The organism is Paenibacillus algorifonticola (assembly GCF_050481745.1).
Classification (GTDB): Bacteria; Bacillota; Bacilli; order Paenibacillales; family Paenibacillaceae; genus Pristimantibacillus; species Pristimantibacillus algorifonticola_A.
The window spans coordinates 761,714-785,952 of the sequence record NZ_JBCNGR010000008.1; the positions used below are offsets into that span (position 1 = coordinate 761,714).

Here is a 24,239-nt window from a genome sequence, read left to right on the forward strand (position 1 = left end):
ACTTATACTCTGCTCCACCACCGACTTTTCATTGTTAAATTGACGACTTCCAAGAAATAATCAAATAATAATCAAAATAATAATGGAATTTCTCTGACACCACGAATAATCATGCCGGGCCGCCATTCCAAATCTATGATGTCGCTGTTCAAACGAAGGTTTGGCATCCGACGGAGCAGTGCTCCGATCGCAATCTCGGCTTCCAATCTGGCTAGAGGGGCACCTACGCAGAAGTGCACGCCTTTACCGAATGCAATATGGTTGTTCACTTCTCTTGTAATATCAAACGTATCCGGTTCAGGAAATTGCGCAGGGTCCCGGTTCGCCGAAGCGAACGCAACAAAAAGCATTTCACCCTGCCGAATCCGCTTGCCACGCAGCTCTGTATCTTCCGTCGCCCATCGAATATTGCTAACTTCCGCAGGCCCGTTATAGCGTAATATCTCCTCGATTGCTGCATGTATAAGCTCCGGTTCATTTTGCAGCTTTTCTTTTTGCTCCGGATGCTCGATGAGGGCAAGAATGCCATTTCCAATCAGGTTAACTGTCGTTTCGTGTCCTGCGATAATCAGGACGAATACTAGCGCATACAGCTCATGTTCGGAGAGGACGTCACCTTCGTCTTCAACTCTGAGCAAATCACTAATTAAATCTTCCTTCAATTTATCTCGTCTTTTCGCAATCAGCTCCTGCAAATATTCGACGAAATGCTTCATGACAGAATCACTTTGTTCCATAAGCGAAGGATTATTAAAGCCTTCCATAATCACATCAGACCAGTGCCGAAATTTATCCTGATCCTCAAAAGGGATGCCCAGCATTTCACAAATCACAATAATAGGAAGCGGAAAAGCAAAATCTTCAATAAGATTCATCTCGTTCTTGTCTTGAACCTGATGAAGTAATTCGTTCGTAATTTCCTCAATACGCCCTCTCAATCGGTCGATCATCCGAGGCGTAAACGCTTTTTGAATCAGCCTCCTCAATCGGCGATGATCGGAAGGTGTAACTGTGAGTAAATTCCGGGAAATAATGGCTTGGTGGGCTGGCACATGGGATCCGACAATCTCATCAACATAAGGTGGGTTCGTTACAAATCGCGAATCATTCAATACGTTTACGGCATCGTCATAACGGGTCACGATCCAAGCATATTGACCGCTCGGCAACAGAAAGCGAAATACTGGATCTTGTTCACGAACTTCACTGTACACTGGATACGGATTCCGAATAAATGTTTCTTTTTGAAAATCGATTTTTGTCACTTTCATTCCACCTCTTTTTCAAATTTTTATTCGTTTTCATTCAGCTTGCCAGATGTTTGTTGAAGCATATATTTCCATATTTTATTTTATTAGTAACTCAAAGCTACCTCTACCCAATCACCGACTTCTGTTTGTCACTTCGCCGACCAATGCCTATCTTAAATTCCATTTATGGGAATAATGCAAAAAAATTGCTCCTTAGCTGGCCAAGAAGCGCAGTAAGAAAGCAATCATCATCATTTTATCCTAAAGCTATTTATTCTCCCTTTACTTCAACATACTAATTGTTATGCTCATCCACACTGCTTTTGTCGATACCAACCGAGGTGCGTTGATGCAGCTGCCGATATTCATTGGGGTTCATATTTGTGTGTTTTCTAAATGATCGTGAAAAATGAGAAAAATTTGTGTATCCGATATGGGATGCTACGGCGCCGATTGGCATATCCGTTTTGGCGAGAAGTTCTTTTGCAATTTTGAATCTTTCTTGAAACAAATAATCCGATAGGGCGATTCCGGTTTCTTTTTTGAAAATTCGGGTCAAATAATCAGGATTTAGATAAACATGATTGGCGATTTCTTCACGAGAAAGATCCTCTGAGATATGAAGTTTGATGAATTGAACAGCTTTCTCTACCACGCTCTGGGTCTGATTGAGAGAAAAGACATACTCCTTTGCTTTAATTACGGTATGTTTTACCCATTCTTGCAAATTGGCCAAGGAACGGGTTGCATTTGCTCCTGATTCCTGAGAGGAGGGATCGCTAAAAAGTTGGTGCGCTTGGATTCCTTTTGTTTGGAGGACATAATGCATCATCTGTTGAAAATCCTGATAGAACCGGTTCAAAAGATCAGCATTCCATACTTCCTTCTCCAGTCCATTTAAATATTGTATGGCTTCCATTAATACATCATTAAAAGCCCCCTCCTTTAACATCACACTCCATAAGCTTATGTCAGCTAGCTTATAATTAGGGGTATGGGCATTAGGAGTTGAAAGCAAGAAAACTTTGTTGTTATATGCAACATTGTTTCTCTCCATTTCATTGAGTTTAGTCACGAGGCCAAGCATTTCATGACCCTGGACTTTCTCCCCAATGTAACAAGATATATCACAATATACATAACGACTGCATGCCTCAATATATCGCTGCCCTGCCTCTTCCAATTCGGATAAATATTCTTGATGGCCATCGACCGAAAATATGGCTAACAGCTGTCTGCTGCTCAATGATAAAATCAATTGATCTTCCTGGGATTTAAAAAGGACCTCCTCTGCTAAGTTTTTAAGACCATATTCCAGTATTTTTTCATCCCGAAGACTAAATGGCTTGTGCCATCTTTGAATACTTACGAGAATTGGTATAAAAATCATTTCTTCAAAATAAGGAATATTTCGGTCTGTCGCTGCGCGGCTAATGGCTTTCGGATTTGAAGGAACCGTTTGGTTTAATATATCCTGCCAGAAACGCTCAATTAACATCGGTTGATGCTGGAACCAGTATTGACCTAATTTGCTGTTTTGATTAATTTCTGACTCCTTATTTAACTTCTCCTCGGCTCTTTCAATGACTTGTTCGAGCTCCTCAAATGGCACCGGCTTTAAAATATAATCTAAGCTTCCGAGTTGTAGAGCTTGCCTAGCGTATTTAAAATCTGCATGACAGGTTAAAATAATCGTTTCGGTTTTCGGATAATGCTCCCTAACCCATTCAGTCAATTCCAATCCCGATACCTGCGGCATTTCTATATCGCAGAGCATAATGTCGATACGTTCTTTCTCAAATACATCCTTGGCTTGTTTTACCGTATAAGCCTTAAATACGGCTGTAATCCTTAGCTTGTCCCAGTCAACACCTGAACATATGCCTTCTACTGCGTGAATTTCATCATCAACTATTAATATCTGATACATGCAGTAATCCCCCCTTTTTATTCATTTTCCTGATAAGGAAGTTTGATTTCCACTACAGCTCCATTCGGGAAGCCATTATAACAAGATAACGTTGCTTCCTCACCATACAGAAACGATAATCTTTTCTTAACGTTCCAGATCCCAATATGCTCCCCTTCATCGTCAACTATTCGATTTCCTGAACGAATGTTAGCCAAGACATCATCTGAAAATCCCTTGCCTGTATCTCTGATTTGAATATCGATATAAGGGGCTAAACCCGTTTCCTGTAAATCAAGACTTACGGATAAATGCAATGGCTCCTCCAGTGTGACACTATGCTTAATCGAATTTTCTAGAAATGTTTGAATCAATAATGGGGGAACCTGTATGGTCTCCAAAAAGTCCGGGTAATCGATTGTGCATGTCAAATGATTAGGAAATCGTAACTCTTGAATCCGGATGTAGTTGCGCACATGCTGAACTTCCTCCTGTAAGGAAACAAAGGATAGATTACTACGGAACATAAAACGAAAATACCGAACTAAACACAAAGTCATTTCTTGAATAAGCTCATAATTTTTCACTTGCGCCAGATTAAACAAAATATTTAAAGAATTCATGAAAAAATGTGGATTAATCTGAAGCTGAAGGTGCTGTAACTCCGCTTTCTGCTTGTTCAACTGCTCCTCATAGACATTTATTTTTAATGCCTCTATTTGCGATATCATTCTATTGAAGGTTTGGTTCACAAGGAGAAATTCATCAGAGGCATTGTAGTTCTCGACTCGAACATTCATAAACCCCTTATCGATTTTCTTCATGACAATGATTAAACGTTTAAGCGGAACTAACAAGATCCGATGCATAAATAATAAACTCAGTGGCAATAATGCAATGGCTGCAAACGATAACCACCCAATTAATTGCGATATTTTGGGCAAGTGCTGAAGGATTTGCTCGTCGGGTATGACTGCGGCCAGACTAAAGTCGCCCTTTCGGGATTTTTCACCAACAACCAGCAAATGATCATGACTTCCGGTTAAATAATACTGCTGAAAATCACGTGTTAGATCAACCTGCTTATCTTGAAACAATTTTGTGTGAATCATTGCCTCGCCTTGAGAGCTAATGAGCAAAGCGTTACCTTTAGTGCCTAAATCCATTAGGCTCAAAGGTCCGAGAAGCGTCTGTGCTTTAACCCAAGAACCGATGTAAAGGTTGCCGAATTTGATGATACGAAGAATATAGTGGGTGCTTCCAATTTCTTTGACATACCAATTAGAAGCTGTCGACACTGACGAAATTGCAAGTTGGTTAAGATGGCTAACAAGATAATTTTCAACTACTACTCTTTCCGAATAGGTAACGGTAGGCTGTATAACTTCAAGCATATCTTGGCGTCCATTATGAAAAATAAAGAAGGCATCAATTGAGTTATAAAAAAGAATATCTTTTGACAGATTTTGCGATAAATTGTATTTTGCAAGCTGATAATCGTCTTCAGATATAGGTGTATCCATGGACTGAATATCATAATTCGATGTAGTCAAGCTCAGTATATTTTTTTCCGCTGCTTCCAGTTGCGTATCCATTTGGCTCATATATAATGTGATCAAGTTTTTATTGGATATGGCTACTTGGTTATGAACGACATTAATGCTGTAATGATTGCTATAAATGAGCAAAGTTAAAAGTGGTACTGTAACGAGGAATAGTCCTACAACAAGCTTTAGCCGAATGGAATTCCAAGAAATATGCGGGAATCGTCTACCCATAATAGATCCTCCTAAACACCTGCCGTGAATTTGACCGTCACACGTACACATTCACATTGCTCTTATTATTATCATTTCACACATAAAATTTATAGCACAACAAATGACTAAAGAAAGGCTCGGAAACGCGTGATTACGTCTCGAACCTTTCTTGCTAGAGGCTTTTAGGCATTCTTGTCGTTGCCATGCCATTTTTTATGCAAGGATTTGCACCTTCGACGAAAAAGTCTTTCGTTCAACAAGTAGTTTTTCACCTATTATTTCAAAAGCACCTTTTAATCGAATATCTTGGGATGAAGCACCTATAAACACTTCCATTTTCCCCGGTTCCACAACTTGCTCCATATTCAAGTCATGAAAAGCCAGTTGCTTCATGTTCACTTTGAAAGCGATTTTCTTTGTTTCGTTAACATCCAAAGCAACCCTAGCAAATCCGACTAGTTGCTTCACAGGTCTTGCAACACTGCTCACTTTATCCCGGATGTAAACCTGAACCACTTCATCCCCGGCAAGCTGTCCCACATTTTTCAGCTTCAATTCTAGATTCAGTTCTCCGTCTGCCCGCACCGTTCCGTCGTGCTTCAAGTCACCGTATTCAAATTGTGTATAGCTTAATCCATGTCCAAATGGATATAACGGTGCATTTTGGTTGGTTTTAATATATTCAGCCCACTCATTAATATCCACATAGAGCGGCAATCTGCTGTTATACATTGGAATCTGTCCTGTTTCTTTTACAATGGTCACCGGCAGCTTTCCGCTCGGATTCTTCATGCCTGTAAGGATATTCACAATGGCTTCAGCTCCAGACTGTGCCGGAAGCCATGAATACAAGACCGCTTTACTATGCTCACTTATAAAAGGTGTAGATAACGGCCGGCCATCAATGATAATTGAAATAACCGGTTTGTTCAGCTTAAATACTTCTTCCATCATTTCAAGCTGAGGCTTTTCAAGACCAATGTTGATGTTATCCTTGTTTTCACCACAAGTAGCTTCAGGATCAATCATGCTTTCTTTGCCGCCTAGCACTGCAATTACAATATCCGCCTGTTGTACCGCAGCTTTTACTGCTTCAATTCCCCCATCTATGGCCTTGAACATATTGCAGCCTTTGGCGTGGAGTACTTGATCCTTGCCAAACTCTCCTTCCAAAACCTCCTTTACAGATTTACAATCCGGATAAAACATTTGCACAAATTCTTCATTCGTTTTATAGATTTTATTTGAGGATTCATCAGAATTCAAATTCTGCCTAAGCATATTCATAATCATTTCTTTTTGCTCAGGGGTTGGCTGATCCTCAAACTCAATTCCCATCGCTTTTAAAGACTCTTTATTGTCGGTAATAGTCCCTGTATAAATCATTCGCAAAAAGCTGTCCTCTTCGGATTTATCAAAATCACTGCTTTTTGTACTAGCCGATCCTACTGAAGAATATCCCCCAAAGAAGTTGGTTTTGGTATCTGCATTTGGACCTATTAGCGCTATTTTTAGCTTCTTTTTGAGCGGCAAAATGAAGCCCTCATTCTTCACTAGAACAATCGATTTCTCAGCAATTTCTTGCGATAATTCAGCATTCTCCGATTTTTCAACTTCGGAAAAGAAATCGCCATCTTCATAAGGGTTCTCGAATAGTCCTAATGTAAATTTGATCGCAAGAACCCGCCTTAACGATATATCTATATGTGACTCTTCGACTTCACCCAATTCAACAGCTTCTACCAGGTGCTGGTAACACTGGTTGCCCGGCTGTTCTACATCCATTCCAGCTTTGAATGCCAGAATGCCTGCCTCCTTAGCATCTTCTGCCACTCTATAACGCAAATAGGCATGCGTGATACTGCCATAATCAGCTACAACCAGCCCTTCAAAGCCCAGCTTGTCTCTTAGAATGTCTGTAAGAAGCCATTTAGACGTAGATACAGCCTGCTCATTTAACATCCCATAACTATTCATTACAGCTTTTACGTCTGCCTCATGAATGGCTGCTTCAAATGGAAAACAGTAACTATCCAACAACTTTCTCTCAGATATTTGCTGTTCTCCGCCGCCTCTTCCCCCTTCAGCATTTCCATAACCGACAAAGTGCTTGGCGGTAGCCATTACTTCATTATTTCCTTGTATACCCTTAACAAAAGCCACACCTGTTTGTGCTACTAAATAAGGATCTTCACCATATGTTTCCCCCACTCTTCCAAACCTTGGATCACGACTTAAGTCGAAAAGGGGAGAGTGTACGGCCTTGAATCCAAAAGCCGATAATTGTTTTTTAACTACCTCACCCATTTTGTGCGCTAACGCAGGATCCCAGGTAGAAGCAAGGTTAAGAGACTGTGGAAAAGTTGTTGCACCAGGTATCTGCGCACCTGCTATTCCCTCACTATGAATAAGCGCCGGAATACCTAATCTCGTTTCCTCAACAAGATACTTTTGTATACTCTTTATAGTCTCCTTATCCTTTTTAATATCACCTGTAAAGGAGTCATTCAAATAGCTTATGGTCCCAATTCCATTCTTTAGCTTCTCGGTTCTGGTATCATAAACGGATTCTCCACCATATGAATTTGCGCAAAATAGCTGAGATACTTTTTCCTTCAATGTCATTCTGCCAATTAAATCTTCCACTCTCTCGTGAATAGACTTACTTGCATCTTTGTAGATCATTTTTTACCTCCTAGAAAATTTGTTGCCGTTTCTATATACGATGCAAATTGTACGATTCATGCCGTTTAACATAGCAAAGTAATGATGGTTAATATACTAAGCCCCATTGGGCTCTGAGTTTGTCTAAGGTTTGCATAATCTCAAGTGTTTCATTAATTGGCATAATCGGGCTCTCCTTGAGACCTTCACGCAAGCATTTCATGGCTTCCTCAGCCTCAAAAATATAACCGTGAGTCATAAGCTTCTTCTCAAAGTGAGCAGGTTCCTCATTCGGAATATGCAGAGTTGCTGATCTACCAAACAAGAAGCTAGTAAGTTGAATATAACCCTTTGTTCCATAAATGAAAGCATCGTGGGATGTTCCTAGCTGCACACCAGCACTAAGCAGAGCCGTCTGGCCACCCTCATATTCAAATAATGCCGAAAACCGCTCATCCACACCCGTCTCACCGATATAAGCATTACTGCTAATTCGTGATGGTTGTTGGCCGAACACCATCGATGCGAAAGAAATCGGATAAATACCTGCGTCTAGTAGTGCGCCACCGCCAAGCTTCTTATCCAACAGTCGATGATCAGGCTCCCAACCTAAATTGAAGCCAAAGTTCGCAGTTAGCATCTTCACATCACCAATTAGACCTTCCTTAATCCACTCTCATGCTTGCACGATAGGCGGCAAGTAACGTGTCCACATGGCTTCCATGACGAATACATTATTCTTCCTCGCTGCTTGGATAACCTCTTCAGTCTCTTGTGCGTTCATCATAAACGGCTATTGTAATAAATCAGATGCAAAGCTACGCGAAATTCCACCTGCACCCATAATTCCCCACTTTATTTTTCCCATTAATTATTCACTCCTCATTTTTTGTACCTTGATATTGTGCTCGAACGAGAAATCCTCGATTTTTCGATAAACAGGTTTATTTTGTTTATGGTATAAGCTCGAATGACGCCTCTTTCACATCACGAGAATTGGACCCGATATACACTTTGAATTCTCCAGGCTCAGCTCCATATTGCTTATCAGCGTTCCAATAAGCCAAATCAGCTTCGGTTATGGTGAAGCTGATCTCTTGTTTTTCTCCTGCCGCTAATTTCACCTTTTTAAACCCCTTAAGTTCTTTCGCGGGACGGACCACACTGCCGTAGAGGTCTTGAATATAGAGTTGAACGGTTTCCTCTCCTTGCTCGGCTCCGGTATTAGTCACCGTTACCATCGCAACAATCATCTCCGAAGACTCCATCTCCATTCTTGTTTGAGATAACTGAACATTGGAATATGAAAAGGAGGTGTAGCTTAATCCGTAGCCGAAAGGATATAACGGGTCATTGGAACCATCAATATACTTTGAGAAGAATTTCAGATGCTTATTACTCTCAGTTACAGGCCTCCCGGTGTTAAAGTGGTTGTAGTATACGGGTACTTGTCCGATATGTGCAGGAAAACTCATCGTCAGTTTTCCTGTTGGGTTATAATGACCAAAGAGCACATCAGCAATAGCATGACCGGCTTGGGAGCCTAGGAACCATGTCTCTATGATGGCATCGACATGGCGCTCGAACCAATCCAGCACAAGCGGTCGGCCATTCGTCAGAACCAGTACAACCGGCTTGCCTACACGAATAATGGCCTCCGCAAGCTCCTGCTGGACCTTCGGCAGTGAAATATCCATGCGGGATGATGCTTCGCCAGACATTCCACTGTTCTCACCTAGGGCAAGGATGACGATATCCGCTTGTTCCGCCGCAGAAACTGCTCGCTCCACTCCTCCAACAATCGTCTCTTCAACCTTGCAGCCTTCTGCGAACAATAGATGCGCCACCGGTATCTCCTGCTCCTCAATCCCTTGCCTGAGCGTAACCGTTTCATTCGAATATCGGGTCCATTGCCAAGGTCCCAGCAGGTCCTTACTATCACCGAAGGGACCAATTACAGCTACCTTCCGCTCCTTGCTTGCAATCGGAAGCACACCGTTATTTTTCAACAAAACGATCGATTTCTGTGCGAGACTCCGACTTGCTGCCAAATGACTCGCATGGTAGTGATATTCTTTTTCCTTCTCTGGTCGTACGTAACGGAAAGGATCGTCCATAATACCGATCTTATACTTAAAGGTCAGAATGCGCCGGACGGCTTCGTCCAATTGTTCTTCCGTAACGAGACCTTGCTCGATTAATTCATGCAGATGATCATAGGAACGAGTCACCATCTCAATATCCATCGTTGCATCAAGCGCTTTTTTTGCTGCTTCTTTGCTGTCTTTTGCATTCCCGTGCGCAATGATTTCATCAATGGAGCCATAGTCAGAAATCAATATTCCGTCAAAACCCAATTCCTTTCTTAACAAATCTTTAAGCAAGTAACGGTTTCCTGCTACTGGTACCCCTTGGTAAGTATTAAAGGAGTTCATCACAGACCCAGCTCCTGCTTCAATCGCCGATTGGAACGGCGGCAAGTAAACATTGCGCAAGGTGCCTTCTGAAATATCTACTGTATTGTAGTCTCGTCCTGCCTCAGCTGCACCATATGCGATGAAATGCTTTAAACAAGCAATCAAAGTCTCAGGATCATGTAAGCTGTTACCTTGGAAGCCTTCGACTTGTGCTCTGGCAATCAAGCTTCCCAGATACGGGTCTTCACCAGCTCCTTCCACGACTCTGCCCCATCGTGGATCTCGCGTAATATCAACCATTGGGCCGTGATTATACGTAATACCGCTTGCAGTAGCTTCCCTTGCAGCAATTGCGCATGCTTCTTGAATGGCTTCCATATCCCAACTGCACGACCATGCAAGCGGTACGGGAAAAATCGTCTGAAACCCGTGTATAACATCAAAGTTAAATAGTAATGGAATACCGTGCGGAGATTGCTCCACTGCAACTTTCTGTAGTTCAAATACACGGTAGCTATTTACAGCCGCAAGTACCGATCCCACACGCCCCGCCTTAATCAATTTCTCCGGAGACTCGGATTCTATATCTGTTCCCAGGGAGATGTTCGTAGACATACACTGACTCATTTGACCGATTTTATCGGTTATCGACATCTTGTCGAGCAGTACTTCTACGGCTAGGCTGATGTCTTCGCGATCCCTTTGCAACACATCATGTTTCCGATAAGGAGCAATTTCTGAAATAAGCATATCCTCAAGTGTAGGGCCAGATCCTTTCGCACCTTGCACCTCAAACTCATCCTGAAAGGGCAATTTAATCTTGCCCTGAAATTCCTGCTCTTCAAAGGTTAATTCAATTTCAAATTGCTCATCCGGGACAAAAGGCGATGTGCCTTTGGCCCAAAGCGCATTTCCTTCAATTGTCAATGTGTCAACGCTGATCGGGAACGGGTATGGCTCCAGTACAATGGATAGCCTATAGGATTCATTTTTCTCAATGATAAACTGCATTTTAATACTGGATTGAGGTGTTTGATGCAGAAAATGCCAAGTTCCGATCATACGTATCATCTCACTCTTCAAGTTATTTGGACCAACATTACGTTTTGCTAGCTTCAGAGTCTGGGATTCTTCGACACTATCCAGAATAGTCTGAACGGTGTCTTAATCTCTGCCCCCTCAAAGACATTTCATTGTTCCATTTCCGACTTTTCTCAAACAATAGGGTCAAGCTTTATCATGACAGAGACCCGCAGCGTTCAAGCGCCGCGGGTCTCTATCCCTTACTTTTCTTTCAAGCTAGACAACCAGGAAACATATCCTTTGCTTAAGGATTGTTAGCTTTGTATTCATCGAGCTGCGCTTGCAGGTCTTGCAGCACTTTATCCAAACCCGCTTTCTTGGCAGCCGATTCAAATTTTGCATAAGCTGTTTCGTAATCGATCAGGCCGACGCTGGCTGGATTCATATATTGTTGGGCGAGATTGTGAACTGCCGCATTCTCGTTCTTCACATTGGCGTCATTGTAAATGAAATTCCCCCCATATGGATATTCGTGTACAACCTTTCTAAAACTCTGTAGTTGTTCAACGATCTCGTCAGGCGATTCAACGCTCCATCTTTCGTTCGGTCCGCGCCATCCCCAAGGGTCATTCGCTCCCGGTGGATAATTAGCAGAATCTGCAAGCGCTTTGAATCGATCGTCACCGACAGGCTCCCAATGCTTGCCCTCTATTCCGTACCAAGTCAAATCCGAGTAAGCCGTATTCCATTTCAATAAGTCAAGGAACATGAGCGCACGCTCGGGATTTTTTGATCGCGCATTAATAGCGACACCATTTTGCATGTAGTTAGAAGGCGGTTCTATTCTCTCTGGGATGAATATTTCCGTCTTCCATTCCGGATGAGCTTTGTTTACGGCTACAGTTATATTTGAAATCTGATCCAGTGACGAAATCGCTACTGCAGATTTTCCTGCCTCATACAGTTCAAATGATTTTTCTTTTTGCGACAACGCGTTTTTCGAGAGAATACCGGCTTGCTGCCAGCGGTACATTGTCTTTGCAAAGTTTTTATATTCATCACCCGTGAAGTGATTGATAGCATTCATTCCTTCTTTGCTGAACATGTTCCAACCCAGTGCCATATTAGATGCTGCAACTCCGGATTCATAGGCCTGTGGATTCGGATCAAACAAAGTTTGGATGAATGGTTCCGTTGCATGATGATAGGCAAATGGAGTAATCCCTTGATTGTTCTTAGCAATCGCCGTTAAATAAGCATCCAACCCTGCCATGTCTTTAACTGGCTGCGCATTATATTGCTCCCTTAAATCTCCGCGCACCATGAATCCGATTGCCCCGCTCTCTTGCACCGACTGCGGCACAGCAAAGACCTTGCCATTAACTTTGACCTGCTCCCAAGCAACTGCCGGTGTTTTCTCCCACGTAATCGGTGCGTTTTTGGACAGAAGGTCCTCTGTCAGCTCCAGAAATCCGTTCTTTCCAGCATAACCTTGATAATCAGTCCAATTCGAGGCGTAGATCAGGTCGAAATCTTCTCCGGCGGAGAAAAGGAGCGGATACTTCTGCGACCACTCGCCCCATGTAAAATTCGTAACTTCGATATTGGCATTGATATCTGTCTTCGCCATTTTGTTTAATTCTTGATAGACGAGATCAGCATCGGCTGGCTTGTCCCCAAGCAAAATCATCTTAAGCGTGACTTCTTTCAGAGCGGTGTTCTCCCCCTCGTTCGGATCGGATGAACTGTTTGTCTGGGAATTCTCATTGTTACTACCACATGCCGACAAGACAAATGTACAGAGCATCACAACTGCCAGAGCGATAAACCACTTGTTCAGTTTGTAATTCATATTGACCCTCCTATGAGTAATATATGTTAAATCGGTAGTACCGAAGTTAACCTTTCACAGCGCCTAAAGTCAGTCCTTTTACAAAAAATCGTTGTATAAACGGATAAAGAAATAAGATTGGGCCTATTGCAATCATGGTGACCGCCATTTTAAGCGAGTTTTGTGGCATGCTGCTCAAGTCGATCGATGCTCCACCGCCAGATAAAGCCGAGATTTTTCGCAGCTCATCGGCGTTCGTGACCATATTGTAGAGAAGCAGTTGAAGCGGTCTCAAGTTCTCATCCGAAATAAACAGCATGGATAAATACCAATCGTTCCAATATTGCAGGGCAATGAAAAGCGTAACCGTCGCAAGCACCGGCTTGCTTACAGGTAAAATAATCGAATTAAATATGCGAAACTCACTCGCTCCATCCATGAATGCAGATTCGCTTAGCGCTTCCGGCACCCCACGCATGAACGCTTTCAGAACAATGATGTAGAATACATTGAACAAAACAGGCAATATGAGTACTAACAAATTGTCTTTCAAATTCAAGTATTTGATGATCAGGATATACCAGGGCACCAGACCGGCATTAAACAGCGTAGTAAAGAAAAAATAAAATGCTAGGCCGTTCGCAATGCGGAACGTACGCTTATGGATGACATACGCCGTCATCGACATCAGGTATACGCTGGAAATGGTACCAATTACGGTCACCAGCATTGTCACACCGTAAGCCCTCAGAATAATCTCAGGATTCTTAAAGGCGACCTCATAAGCTTCGAACGTAAAGGAAGACGGAATTAAAGTATAGCCGTTTTGTACAATATCCTGCTCACTGGTCAAGGACGAAGACAGGACCATTAGAAATGGCACGATGCACAGGATTGCAAAGACTCCAAGCAACAGATAAGCTACGATATTGAAGATCACGATATCTGGAGATGTTTTTCTCAAGCTGATGCCTCCTTTCTAGAACAATGAGTAATCTTTGTTATATTTCTTGACCATATAATTCGCAATAAGGATCGTAATGAAGCACAGTACCGATTGGTAGAAACCTGCAGCTGCCGCCATACCTTCCTCCCTTGTGGTTAGCAAGGAACGGAAGACGAATGTATCAATAACATCGGTCTTGTCGTATAGTACGCCATTGTTCTGAACAAGCTGGTAGAACAAGCCGAAATCACCTCGGAAAATATTCCCGATTGCGAGGAGCACCAAAATGACGATAGTCGGGATAAGAAATGGCAAGGTCAAATGCCAAATTCTGCGGAAAATGTTCGCCCCATCGATTTCTGCAGCTTCATAAATTTCGGGATCTACACTCATAATTGCGGCCAAGTAGTAGATCATACCGTAACCCACTGACTTCCATGCACTGACAAGGATAATCAGGAAAGGCCAGTATCCCGGAGAATTGTAAATGTCGATTGGATCGGAGCCGCTCGACCGCAAGAAGCCGTTAATGATGCCCGAATCAAAATCAGCAAATCCGTAAAGCAGTAGCCCTACAGTTACCCATGAAACGAAGTAAGGCAAGAACAGCATCGACTGCGTAATCTTGCGAAACCACTTTCCTGTAATTTCCACAAGAGCGATCGCCAGAACGATTTCTAAAATGTTGTTAATGACGATAAAAGCGAAGTTGTACAAAAAGGTGTTAGTTGTCACAAGCAAGGCCTTGCCTGAAATAAAGAAAAATCGAAAATTGTCAAATCCTGCCCATGGGCTTCCGAAAATCCCGTCTTGATAGTTGTATTGCTTGAAAGCAATAACCAATCCGGCAATGGGCAAATAGCTGAAAATGAAGAAGAAGATGACTGCCGGCAAAGACATCATCACCAGCATCCTATTCTTAATCAGGTGCCGGAGCAACGATTCGCTTTTCAATGTTGGAACCTCCTGTTCTATTAGTGTTTTATCACGAAAACGTTAGCTTTATTATGATGGACAACTAACTCATCTTATACCCGACAGAATTGTAATTTAGCCAAATATATTGTACCATCGGGGGTAATACGTATTACGAAAGAAGGACTTTAGGTGCTGAAGATTATAATCGCTGATGATGACCCTTTTACGCTTGAGGGGATTATTGGGGCAATTTCTTGGGATGAACTTGGAATCGGGAAGGTGTTCAAGGCAAGCAATGGGAGCAAGGCATTCGATATCGCACGACGGGAGCACCCACAGTTGTTGTTAACCGACGTACGAATGCCCAAAATGGACGGTATAGAGCTTGCCACTGCTTATCGGGAACTAGATCCGAATTGTCAAATTATTTTCATTAGCGGCTTCTCTGACAAGCAATACCTGAAATCGGCCATTAAGCTTAGAGCTGTATCCTACGTCGAGAAACCCATTGAAATAAGTGAACTGCAGGACGCTCTTCGGCTCGCGGTTTCGCAGACACGGTTGACAAAACTACATTCCAATACGGAGCCGAATTCGTTCTCTGCTGCTATGCCGCTCATCTCAAGCGAACTGGCGCTAGCGATCATAAAACCGCAAACCGATAAAGAGCGAATAAATGAGCTGACTACATTAGCTGGATATACGTTCCCTGCCCGGATGCGTTTGCAAACGCTGCTTGTCAAAGTCCGAAAAAAAAATATGTTGAAACAGGAACAAATGGAAATGACATCTAGTTACATTTATGGTTTGGTAACTAGTTTGTTAACTGAATCTAATACTACTGGCATTGCCGCCGTGAAGGACGAGTCTCATATCGTCATCCACTTGTATGTCGCATCCGGCATTTTGGACGACCTCCGTGACGCTGCCGATCGGTTCTCCTCAAATCTATTGGATATCCTGCCGGACAAGGACATTGTGTTCCTCGCATTAGGCAAGCCAGCCATAGGATTGACTGGTGCTGTAGATTCCTATCACACGGCCATCATTGCCTTGCAGCATATGTTCTATAACGGTTATTCCGTCTATACTTACAATGAAAATCAGGCACCCGCGTATCCCTTTAATACTCAATTAGTGACCATGTTCGGAGAACATCTATCTCGGAATGAAATCGATCAAGCGCTCCGGCTTATCTCCAGCCTGACGTTTGATATTAAGCAGTATAAGAATACTATGGTTAATAGCGTAAAAGACATTTATTTCCAACTTCTAATTACACTGATTCGTCTATCGGGAGATCGAGGCATTCGTTTGTTTGACAATGCCGATAATTCTGGACTCCTATGGAACATGATGAACGAATTCGACACCTTAAACGAGCTGAAGGGGTTTCTCGTGATGAAAGTGGAGCGCTATGCAGCGCTGATTACGGAACAATCCCCTTATAGCGGCATTGTAAACGGAATCCTACAATTCGTGCATGATCATTACGCGAACGCAGATCTATCCATCGGTCAAATCAGCGCCCACACGCTGCTTACAACTTCGTATCTGTGCAACCGATTCAAGCAGGAAACGGGGCAAACAATTAATCAATATATTACGAATTACCGTATAGAAAAGGCCAAAGAGCTTCTTCGAGATCCTTCACGCAAAGTGGCCGATGTATCGATAAGCGTTGGATATAACAATGGAGACTACTTCGCGAAGTGTTTCCGTAAGATTACTGGAAGCAATCCATCGGAATACAGGGAGGAACTCGGAGGATGAGATGGAAGGCATTTCGGTTTTCCCAGTTGTTCTTGGATCTGAAACTTAGACATAAACTGATTCTTTCCTTCTTCGTGTTAATCGTACTTCCGCTCGGCGGTTATTTCTATCTGTCTTCAGAGCAACTTTACAAACAATTTTTGAATAGAACCTCATTCTCGCTCGAACGAAATTTCGACCAGTCATTCTCCTTCCTTTCCTATAAATTTCAAAAAATTCGAGCTGCGAGCGATATTCTTTTGTCGGAGAAGATGCTTACCGATGTATTAACCTCTGATGTGAGTACCGATGATTTCTTCATGCAGTACAAAGATTTTCTTGATTTGCGACCGTTCTTATCCTCCTTCGAGGATCAGCGCGATATTCAAAGTGTCAAATTGTTTGTAAATGAGGAATTGTTTTATTCGGAAGATAACGTCAATCTATTCAGTTTGCAAAAAGCACGTCAGACCTACTGGTTCAAGCAGTTGATGGACAGTGGTGAAGGGATTTTATGGGCTCCCAACTCATACTTCACGGAATCCGATGGATTCGACAATGATTTTTTGGCAGTTCTCCGGCCATATCGCAACCCCAATGATTACTCTGAGTTTCTTGGTGTCATCCGCTTGGACATTCCGGTAAATACAGTCATTGAGATCTTAATGAACACCGCGCCAATTGGGAATAGCCTGACCTATATCGAGAATTCCAGTGGAAATAACGTCGCCAGCTCAAATCTCAAACTTCAACAGGAATATAAAATCAGTAAGGATGAGGTGATTCGCTCCGCTAAGAGTGGTCCTCATTTTGTGGAACTGGCGAATTCATCACATCAAGTATATCTGCAGAGCAGGATGATACCCGGGACTGATTGGTATATGGTTACGGCAATTCCGCTGGAGGAGATTGCTTCTGAGAGCAAAGCAATGCTGCAGAATTCACTCATTTTGCTCATCGTTATCGCTTTAATCGCTTTTGTCCTATCCATTCTGATTTCCAATTACATGACTTCACGCTTAACCCAGATCATGCGTAAAATGCGCAACGTGCAAGAAGGCAATGTCGTAGCACTCTCTTTGCCTCCATCAAAAGACGAGTTCGGAGAGCTGATAGAGAATTACAATTATATGGTCGGCAAAATCGGTGGATTGCTGGAGGACCAATTCCGGTCCGGACAAGAAATCAAGAGTGCGGAGCTAAAAGCGCTGCAGGCGCAAATTAACCCACACTTCCTTTACAACACACTAGATTTAATGAAATGGATGGCTCGAAATGGAATGACTGACGAAATAGGACAGGTCGTAACCTCTCTCTCTAAGTTCTACAAACTTAGCTTAAGCAGTGGAAATTCGGTTATTTCCATCCGTGACGAGCTGCTTCACGTCAGTAGTTATATGCATATACAAAGTACCCGTTACGCGAATAAAATTCAGCTGGACATTCAGGTGGATGAAGAGATTATGGATTACGGAATTTTAAAAATAACGCTGCAGCCTATCGTAGAGAATGCGATCATTCACGGCATTCTGTGCACGGAAGAAGAATCGGGAACGATTCGGATTACAGGTGGATTGGACAAAGGGGACATCATGATTATCGTTTCTGATGATGGAGAAGGAATATCACCGGATATCGTTTCCAAACTACTCACGAATGAGCTCAACAATCGAACGAGAGGGAGCGGATACGGTCTGCGCAACATTAATGAGCGGATCCATCTGTTCAATGGTCCAGGTTATGGACTTGCTTTTGATAGCAAGCCAGGAATAGGGACGGCTGTTTCGATACGTATACCCGCTCGGAAAATTTAATATAAGTAGGGTTATATATCTCAAATGCCTTTCTGGATCTTTTGCAAAGCCGATCGCTCACTCTGGGGATTCCAAGCAAGCGTAATCGGCGAGCAAAACATCCGTTTGATTATGAAACGTATAAAGATCGGAACCTCATTAAATGTTTTTTCAACAAAGAAAAAATAATCGACGCCTAGCCGCTCGCTATGAAAAAACGGCGAGCATGTTTATGACTTAAATAGGCTTGCCTACAGGCATTAGATGGTGTTCTCATTTTGTGCGATCTGTTTAAATGATCATTTTTAACAGGGTAGTCAGACGATACTTTTCAAATACAGATGTCGCTTCCTCTAAGGGCACTGACCAAACACATTCCTCAAAGTTACATTCAATTGGAACTTCAACATTAATTCTCGCAAGAGTTCTTGATAATTGGAGCATGTCTAAATCTGACTCGATCTTGGTCTTTATGCTCTTCGGCAAAATAGCAAGGTTGTTTAAAATTCCATCTATCGATTCATATTCTAAAAGCAATTTTAACGCCGTTTTCTCCCCGATCCCTTTTACGCCAGGATAATTATCACTTGTATCGCCAGTTAAACCTTTCATTTCGATTACTTGGAAAGGATGAATTCCTTTATCCGTTTTAAGAAATTCTAAATCATATACGGCGTAGTTAGATCTGCCCTTTTTCATAATGACAACATGAATACGCTCCGTCACAAGCTGAAGCATATCTTGATCACCTGTAAGAACATAAACATGTCCAAGATCACTAAAACGTTTCGATACCGTTCCGATGCAATCATCCGCTTCGTAGCCCTCAAGTCCAATATTTGGAATTTGAAGAGCAGCAACAACATCCTTTACTAAAGAGAACTGTGGAATTAAATCTTCAGGTGCGCTTGGCCTGTTTGCTTTATAATTTGAATACAAGTCAGATCGAAAAGTTTTACTTCCCATATCCCAACAGCATACGACATGCGTCGGCTGAAATTGATTTACCGCATCAAAGAAATACTGAAAAAAACCAAAGATGGCATTTGTGGGAGTTCCATCTTCCAAACGTCTAGCGCTATACGATTGAGCAAAATAAGCTCTGAAAAGAAGAGCCATTCCGTCAACAATTAGAACTTTATTTTCGTTCATTTACATGCTCATCCTTTTCGTCTAATATCAGCTTTAATAGGCCTACTTTCTAGGCTCTCTCTTCTACGTTGTCGAACGTTGATGCACACGCGCTTCACCGCGAATGAAACGGCCAATGCGCTCCGCTGCCTCAAGCAGCCGCGCCTCATCGACCACAAGCGCCAGACGCACATAACCTTCGCCCTCGCTGCCGAATGCTTCGCCTGGAATGACCGCCACACCCGTCTGTTCCAGCAGTTCACGGGCAATCAGACGCGAGGTCCAAGGCCCATCCGGATGCATCCACTCCATAGCCGGCAGCGCTGCCCAAATAAACATCGTCGCTTTAGGCTTTTCCACCTGCCAGCCTCCTGCACGAAGCGCTTCGATGAAAACATCGCGGCGGCGCTCATACAGCTGTCCCACTTTAGGTGGAGCCGCCTTGGACATCGCTTCTTTCAGCGCCGCAACGCCTGCCTCCTGCACAGCAGCAAAGATGCCATAATCAATATTATCCTTCAGCTCACGCAGCGCGCCAACCGCTTCCCGGTTGCCTGTTACAAAGCCAATGCGGCAGCCTGCCATATTAAAGCTCTTCGATAATGAGTGAATTTCAATCGCGCTCTCCATCGCCCCATCGGCAGCAAGAATGCTAGGCGGCTCAAAGCCGTCAAACGCCATTTCAGAATAGGCGGCATCGTTTATTACGAGCACATCGTATTTGCGAGCTTTGTCCAGCACCTTGTCGAACAGCGCCATATCCGCTACAGCAGATACCGGATTTCCTGGATAATTGAGCAAAATAAACCTAGCACGGCGCCATTCCTCTTCCGTAATAGCCTCCACATCTGGCAAAAATCCACCTGCTGCCGTGAGCGGGTAAAAAATTGGCTTTACGCCAGCAATCGCAAGCGACCCTGCATATATTGGATAACCCGGATTCGGCAGCAGCACCTCGTCGCCCGAGTTGCAGACCGCCATCGCCAAATGAGCCAGCCCATCCTGCGAGCCCATTAAAGAAAGCATTTCCGACTCGGCATCTACCTGCACGCCAAAGCGGAACGCCATCCATTCTGCTGCTGTGCTGCGAAAAGCGTCGCTTCCCCGCGTACCCATATAGCCATACTGATTCGGGCGAAGCGCAGCATCGCCAAGTGCCTGCATAACAGCTTCGGAAGGCGGCTTGTCCGGACTGCCGATATCTAAGTCAATCACATCCGTGCCTGAAGCTCTAGCCTGCTTCTTCCACTGAATGACCTCGGCAAAAATAGAAGAGCCCAGCTCGTCAAGCCGATTGGAACGCCACTTGCCTGTTGTCATCCTACGCTCACCCATTCCATTCCTGAACATATTGCTCTTCTTTAAAACCAACTGTCGCTTTTGTGCCATCCGTCGCAATCGGACGTTTGATCAGCATGCCATTCGAAGCCAGCAAGGCAAGCTGCTCGACCTCGTTCATGGAACCAAGCTTGTCCTTGAGTCCAAGCTCGCGATATACGTCGCCGGAGGTGTTAAAAAACTTCTTCAGCGTAAGTCCGCTGAGCTTGACCAGCTCTTTAAGCTGCTCCGCTGTCGGCGTCTCCTCCACAATATGCTTCAGCTCCAGCTTATTGCCTTTCGCCTGCAGTGATTTCACCGCATTGCGGCATGTTCCGCATTTGGGATATTGATAGACGGTAATCGTCCCCGCTTGCCAAGAATTTGCACTCATTCACGTTCTCCTCCATAGCTTAAACCAATAATATAATAGGGCAACTTAGGCCGTATCCTGTTTCACTTATTTGTTTATTTATTTGTTTATCTATTAGTGTCTTTCTTTATTAAGTTGCTTCTGGCTCGCTTTCTTGCTTTTGTTCCAGCAATTGCTCCAGCAGCTTGAGCTGCTCTGGCAGCTCAGCGCGCCACTCCATCCATTGCCCCGTCATCGGGTGCGTCAGGCCCAGCATCTCCGCATGCAGAGCTTGCCTGCCGGCTGCCTGCTCCCACACTGCGCAAAGCTCGCCTGCTTCTGGCGGCAGCCCATACATCGCATCTCCGATCAACGGGCAGCCGATATATTTCATATGCACGCGAATTTGATGCGTGCGTCCCGTCTCCAGCCGCAGCCGTACGAGCGAAGCAGCGCCATCTCCATACTCCGCCGCAATCTCATAATGAGTGACCGAAGGATAGCCATCCGGCGTCACAATACGGACATGCGGCGAATCCGGATCACGGTCAATCGGCTCATTAATCGTACCTGCCTGCTCGGGCGGAACACCATATACGAAAGCCGCATAACGCTTCGTAATGGCATCCGCTTGGAGCTGGTCGGATAATTGCTGGTGGATATACGGACTCTTAGCAACGACAACAAGTCCTGAGGTATCCTCATCCAAGCGATTTACCGGGCGGAAACGCACCTTCTCGCCCCGTTCCCGCCAATGGTACACCACGCCATTGGCCAGCGTCCCCGTGTAATGCCCATGCGTTGGATGCACGACAATGCCGGGCGGCTTATTGAGAATAAGCAAATGCTCATCCTCAAACACGATTTGGAGCGGGATCGGCTCCGGCAAAATATCTTCCGACGTCTCTTGCTCCATCCGAATGCGAATGATATCCCCTTCCGCAACCGTCGCGGTCGTGTAGACACGCTGCTCATTGACCGTAATTCCATGCTCAGTCAGCTTAACCCGCGACAGCAGGCTGCGCGATACGCCAAGCCTTCGCTCCACTATGGCGCGTACGGACATCCCCGCATCCTCCGCCCGCACGACGACCATCAGCGGCTTATAATAATTAGCATCTATATCCATTATTCCATCGGTATTCATCAAATCGCCCGCATCCATTATTTTTTCCGTTTCCGGAATACTTCCTTGCTTCTAATATACTCAGTATCCGGCACGCCGAGCTTGGCGTTCGCCACACGAGCAGCCGCAAAAAAGAAATCCGAGAGGCGATTCAAATATTTCGTCACCTCGGGGTTAGCCGGATGATCCGCAGCCAGCGTCACGACGCGGCGCTCAGCCCGGCGGCATACGGTACGGCATACATGCAGCAGCGATGACAGCGGACTTCCCCCTGGCAAAATAAACCGTGTAATTTCCGGCGCCTCCGTAATGTATACATCAATAATCTGCTCCAGCCGCTCAGCCGGTTCCGGCGTCACTTTAAGCGGCGCTCCCGGCCTCGCATAAGCAAGGTCCGATCCGCAATCGAACAGCTCCTGCTGAATATCGACCAGCAGCGCTGCCATCTCCGCAAGCTGCTCATGCTGCGCAGCCTCCGCAGCCGCCTGCCCAACGAAGCAGTTCAGCTCATCAATCGTGCCATAGGCTTCCACCCGAATATCATCCTTGCGGACACGCCCTCCAATTAATGCCGTTTCTCCACTATCTCCCGTACGCGTATATAATCTCATGGCTATGCATTGCCCCTCTCATTACACTACCGTCTGCTTTTAAAAAGCTACTATACACTATACCATAAACGGCCTCTCTGCCGAAGCATTCCCTGAGCATCTGCCTGTGTCCAGCACAAAAAAACGGCATTCCAGCTCAAACTGGAATGCCGCCATTGCTCAAAATAACCGTATAAAAATACTACAGAACAAGGCTCTTCGAATTTGCCTCTTAGCCCTGCTTCAGTTTGTGCACAAAGCCGCCAATGCGATCTAGCGCTTCGGCCAAATTTGAAACTGAAGTTGCATAGGAGCAGCGCAAATGCCCTTCGCCGCCGAGTCCAAATACATCGCCCGGAACAGCTGCTACGCCGCCTTCCTCAAGCAGGCGTTCGGCAAATTTCTCTGATGAAAGCCCCGTCGCCTTAACCGAGGGAAACGCATAAAACGCGCCCTCCGGCTCATGGCATTCCAGCCCGATATCGCGGAAGCCCTTCACAACAAGGCGGCGACGCTGGTTATAGGCATCGACCATCCGGTCTTTCTCTTCCAATCCTCTCGTCAACGCTTCTACACCAGCATATTGCGCCATGGCCGGAGCACACATCACCGTATATTGATGAATTTTCAGCATCGCGGCAATGAGATCAGGATGTCCGCAAGCGTAGCCAAGCCGCCAGCCTGTCATTGCGAACGCCTTCGAGAAGCCGCTGACGAGAATGGTGCGGTCCCGCATACCCGGCATCGCCGAGAAGCTGCAATGCTTCGTTCCGTAAGTAAGCTCGGCATAAATCTCATCTGAGATGACAATGAGATCGTTATCCTCGACCACCTTGGCAATCGGGAGCCAATCCTCATAAGTCATAATGCCGCCAGTCGGATTGCTCGGATAACATAAAATAAGCACCTTGGAGCGCGGCGTAATAACCGCTTCCAGCGACTCAGCCGTAAGCTTGAATTTGTCTTTGGCGAACGTCTCAATGCCAACGGGAACACCGCCGCCCAGTGCAGTTATAGGAGAATAGGAAATATAGCAAGGTTCGGGAATTAAAATTTCATCACCTGGCACAATGAGTGCCCGCAGCGCCAAATCAATGGCTTCACTCCCGCCAACCGTTACGAGAATTTCATTTGCCGGATCATACGGCGTCTGGAATTGGTCATTTAAATATTGGCCGATCGCTTCGCGCAGGGCAGGAAGGCCCGCATTGGACGTATACTGCGTCTTGCCTCGTTCCAGCGAATAAACAGCCGCTTCGCGAACATGCCATGGCGTAATAAAATCCGGCTCGCCAACGCCAAGAGTAATAACATCTTTACGTGTATTAACCAAATCAAAAAAACGGCGAATACCCGATGGCTTAATATTTTGGACAGAAGGTGTCAAATAGTCGGTCATCGCTTGACGCTTCACCTTCGTCCGTACCAGCTCTTCCTCTTCTTTAATCATCACATTCACC

General features: G+C 44.5%; 17 protein-coding genes. 2 read left to right on the forward strand and 15 right to left on the reverse strand.

Going from position 1 to position 24,239, the window contains the following annotated elements:
* Positions 1-71 precede the first annotated feature (71 nt).
* From ABEW34_RS10935 to ABEW34_RS10975, 9 genes are all read right to left on the reverse strand, one after another.
* Entirely contained in the window at positions 72-1,265 is a 1,194-nt protein-coding gene (locus ABEW34_RS10935) for a cytochrome P450 family protein (RefSeq protein ID WP_430158147.1), read from the reverse strand.
* A 280-nt stretch (positions 1,266-1,545) separates the two neighbouring features.
* Positions 1,546-3,180: a response regulator transcription factor gene (locus tag ABEW34_RS10940; RefSeq protein ID WP_430158149.1), complete on the reverse strand. Its 1,635-nt coding sequence runs from the start codon at positions 3,178-3,180 to the stop codon at positions 1,546-1,548.
* Positions 3,181-3,197: 17 nt separating this feature from the next.
* The gene (locus ABEW34_RS10945; RefSeq protein WP_430158152.1) at positions 3,198-4,937 is read right to left on the reverse strand and encodes a sensor histidine kinase; all 1,740 of its coding nucleotides are present in this window, start codon (positions 4,935-4,937) and stop codon (positions 3,198-3,200) included.
* A 195-nt stretch (positions 4,938-5,132) separates the two neighbouring features.
* The gene (locus tag ABEW34_RS10950) at positions 5,133-7,604 is read right to left on the reverse strand and encodes a glycoside hydrolase family 3 N-terminal domain-containing protein (protein ID WP_430158155.1); all 2,472 of its coding nucleotides are present in this window, start codon (positions 7,602-7,604) and stop codon (positions 5,133-5,135) included.
* 88 nt (positions 7,605-7,692) lie between these two features.
* A complete protein-coding gene (locus ABEW34_RS10955; protein ID WP_430158589.1) occupies positions 7,693-8,253 on the reverse strand; it encodes a Gfo/Idh/MocA family protein in 561 nt (186 codons plus the stop codon).
* 283 nt (positions 8,254-8,536) lie between these two features.
* A complete protein-coding gene (locus ABEW34_RS10960) occupies positions 8,537-11,062 on the reverse strand; it encodes a glycoside hydrolase family 3 N-terminal domain-containing protein (protein ID WP_430158158.1) in 2,526 nt (841 codons plus the stop codon).
* A gap of 265 nt (positions 11,063-11,327) precedes the next feature.
* On the reverse strand, positions 11,328-12,875 hold the full coding sequence (locus tag ABEW34_RS10965; RefSeq protein ID WP_430158161.1) for an ABC transporter substrate-binding protein: 1,548 nt from the start codon (positions 12,873-12,875) through the stop codon (positions 11,328-11,330).
* A gap of 46 nt (positions 12,876-12,921) precedes the next feature.
* A complete protein-coding gene (locus tag ABEW34_RS10970) occupies positions 12,922-13,818 on the reverse strand; it encodes a carbohydrate ABC transporter permease (protein WP_430158163.1) in 897 nt (298 codons plus the stop codon).
* 15 nt (positions 13,819-13,833) lie between these two features.
* Positions 13,834-14,754: an ABC transporter permease gene (locus tag ABEW34_RS10975; protein ID WP_430158166.1), complete on the reverse strand. Its 921-nt coding sequence runs from the start codon at positions 14,752-14,754 to the stop codon at positions 13,834-13,836.
* A gap of 153 nt (positions 14,755-14,907) precedes the next feature.
* Here ABEW34_RS10975 and ABEW34_RS10980 point away from each other — a divergent pair, with 153 nt between their 5' ends.
* Together ABEW34_RS10980 and ABEW34_RS10985 are read left to right on the forward strand one after the other, a co-directional pair.
* Positions 14,908-16,491, forward strand: coding sequence for a response regulator (locus ABEW34_RS10980; RefSeq protein ID WP_430158169.1), 1,584 nt, complete (start codon positions 14,908-14,910; stop codon positions 16,489-16,491).
* On the forward strand, positions 16,488-18,284 hold the full coding sequence (locus ABEW34_RS10985; protein WP_430158172.1) for a sensor histidine kinase: 1,797 nt from the start codon (positions 16,488-16,490) through the stop codon (positions 18,282-18,284). Before ABEW34_RS10980 ends, ABEW34_RS10985 begins: the two co-directional genes overlap by 4 nt.
* Before the next feature lie 270 nt (positions 18,285-18,554).
* Here ABEW34_RS10985 and ABEW34_RS10990 read toward each other — a convergent pair whose 3' ends face one another.
* The 6 genes from ABEW34_RS10990 to ABEW34_RS11015 form a co-directional block, all read right to left on the reverse strand.
* The gene (locus ABEW34_RS10990; RefSeq protein WP_430158175.1) at positions 18,555-19,415 is read right to left on the reverse strand and encodes a 5'-3' exonuclease; all 861 of its coding nucleotides are present in this window, start codon (positions 19,413-19,415) and stop codon (positions 18,555-18,557) included.
* Between the two features lie 63 nt (positions 19,416-19,478).
* Complete coding sequence (locus tag ABEW34_RS10995; RefSeq protein ID WP_430158178.1) at positions 19,479-20,714, reverse strand: aminotransferase class I/II-fold pyridoxal phosphate-dependent enzyme; 1,236 nt, start codon at positions 20,712-20,714, stop codon at positions 19,479-19,481.
* 7 nt (positions 20,715-20,721) lie between these two features.
* A complete protein-coding gene (locus ABEW34_RS11000; protein ID WP_430158181.1) occupies positions 20,722-21,105 on the reverse strand; it encodes an arsenate reductase family protein in 384 nt (127 codons plus the stop codon).
* Between the two features lie 109 nt (positions 21,106-21,214).
* The gene (locus tag ABEW34_RS11005; RefSeq protein ID WP_430158184.1) at positions 21,215-22,210 is read right to left on the reverse strand and encodes an RluA family pseudouridine synthase; all 996 of its coding nucleotides are present in this window, start codon (positions 22,208-22,210) and stop codon (positions 21,215-21,217) included.
* A gap of 17 nt (positions 22,211-22,227) precedes the next feature.
* Positions 22,228-22,800: a cob(I)yrinic acid a,c-diamide adenosyltransferase gene (locus tag ABEW34_RS11010; RefSeq protein ID WP_046233090.1), complete on the reverse strand. Its 573-nt coding sequence runs from the start codon at positions 22,798-22,800 to the stop codon at positions 22,228-22,230.
* Between the two features lie 211 nt (positions 22,801-23,011).
* Complete coding sequence (locus tag ABEW34_RS11015) at positions 23,012-24,229, reverse strand: aminotransferase class I/II-fold pyridoxal phosphate-dependent enzyme (RefSeq protein ID WP_430158187.1); 1,218 nt, start codon at positions 24,227-24,229, stop codon at positions 23,012-23,014.
* Positions 24,230-24,239 lie beyond the last annotated feature (10 nt).

Bases quoted from the DNA above. Each gene is read 5' to 3' on its own strand.
- ABEW34_RS10940 (WP_430158149.1), bottom strand. From the start codon at position 3,180: ATGTATCAGATATTAATAGTTGATGATGAAATTCACGCAGTAGAAGGC.
- ABEW34_RS10945 (WP_430158152.1), bottom strand. From the start codon at position 4,937: ATGGGTAGACGATTCCCGCATATTTCTTGGAATTCCATTCGGCTAAAG.
- ABEW34_RS10950 (WP_430158155.1), bottom strand. From the start codon at position 7,604: ATGATCTACAAAGATGCAAGTAAGTCTATTCACGAGAGAGTGGAAGAT.
- ABEW34_RS10960 (WP_430158158.1), bottom strand. From the start codon at position 11,062: ATGATCGGAACTTGGCATTTTCTGCATCAAACACCTCAATCCAGTATT.
- ABEW34_RS10965 (WP_430158161.1), bottom strand. From the start codon at position 12,875: ATGAATTACAAACTGAACAAGTGGTTTATCGCTCTGGCAGTTGTGATG.
- ABEW34_RS10985 (WP_430158172.1), top strand. From the start codon at position 16,488: ATGAGATGGAAGGCATTTCGGTTTTCCCAGTTGTTCTTGGATCTGAAA.
- ABEW34_RS10990 (WP_430158175.1), bottom strand. From the start codon at position 19,415: ATGAACGAAAATAAAGTTCTAATTGTTGACGGAATGGCTCTTCTTTTC.
- ABEW34_RS10995 (WP_430158178.1), bottom strand. From the start codon at position 20,714: ATGACAACAGGCAAGTGGCGTTCCAATCGGCTTGACGAGCTGGGCTCT.
- ABEW34_RS11000 (WP_430158181.1), bottom strand. From the start codon at position 21,105: ATGAGTGCAAATTCTTGGCAAGCGGGGACGATTACCGTCTATCAATAT.
- ABEW34_RS11005 (WP_430158184.1), bottom strand. From the start codon at position 22,210: ATGAATACCGATGGAATAATGGATATAGATGCTAATTATTATAAGCCG.
- ABEW34_RS11010 (WP_046233090.1), bottom strand. From the start codon at position 22,800: ATGAGATTATATACGCGTACGGGAGATAGTGGAGAAACGGCATTAATT.
- ABEW34_RS11015 (WP_430158187.1), bottom strand. From the start codon at position 24,229: ATGATTAAAGAAGAGGAAGAGCTGGTACGGACGAAGGTGAAGCGTCAA.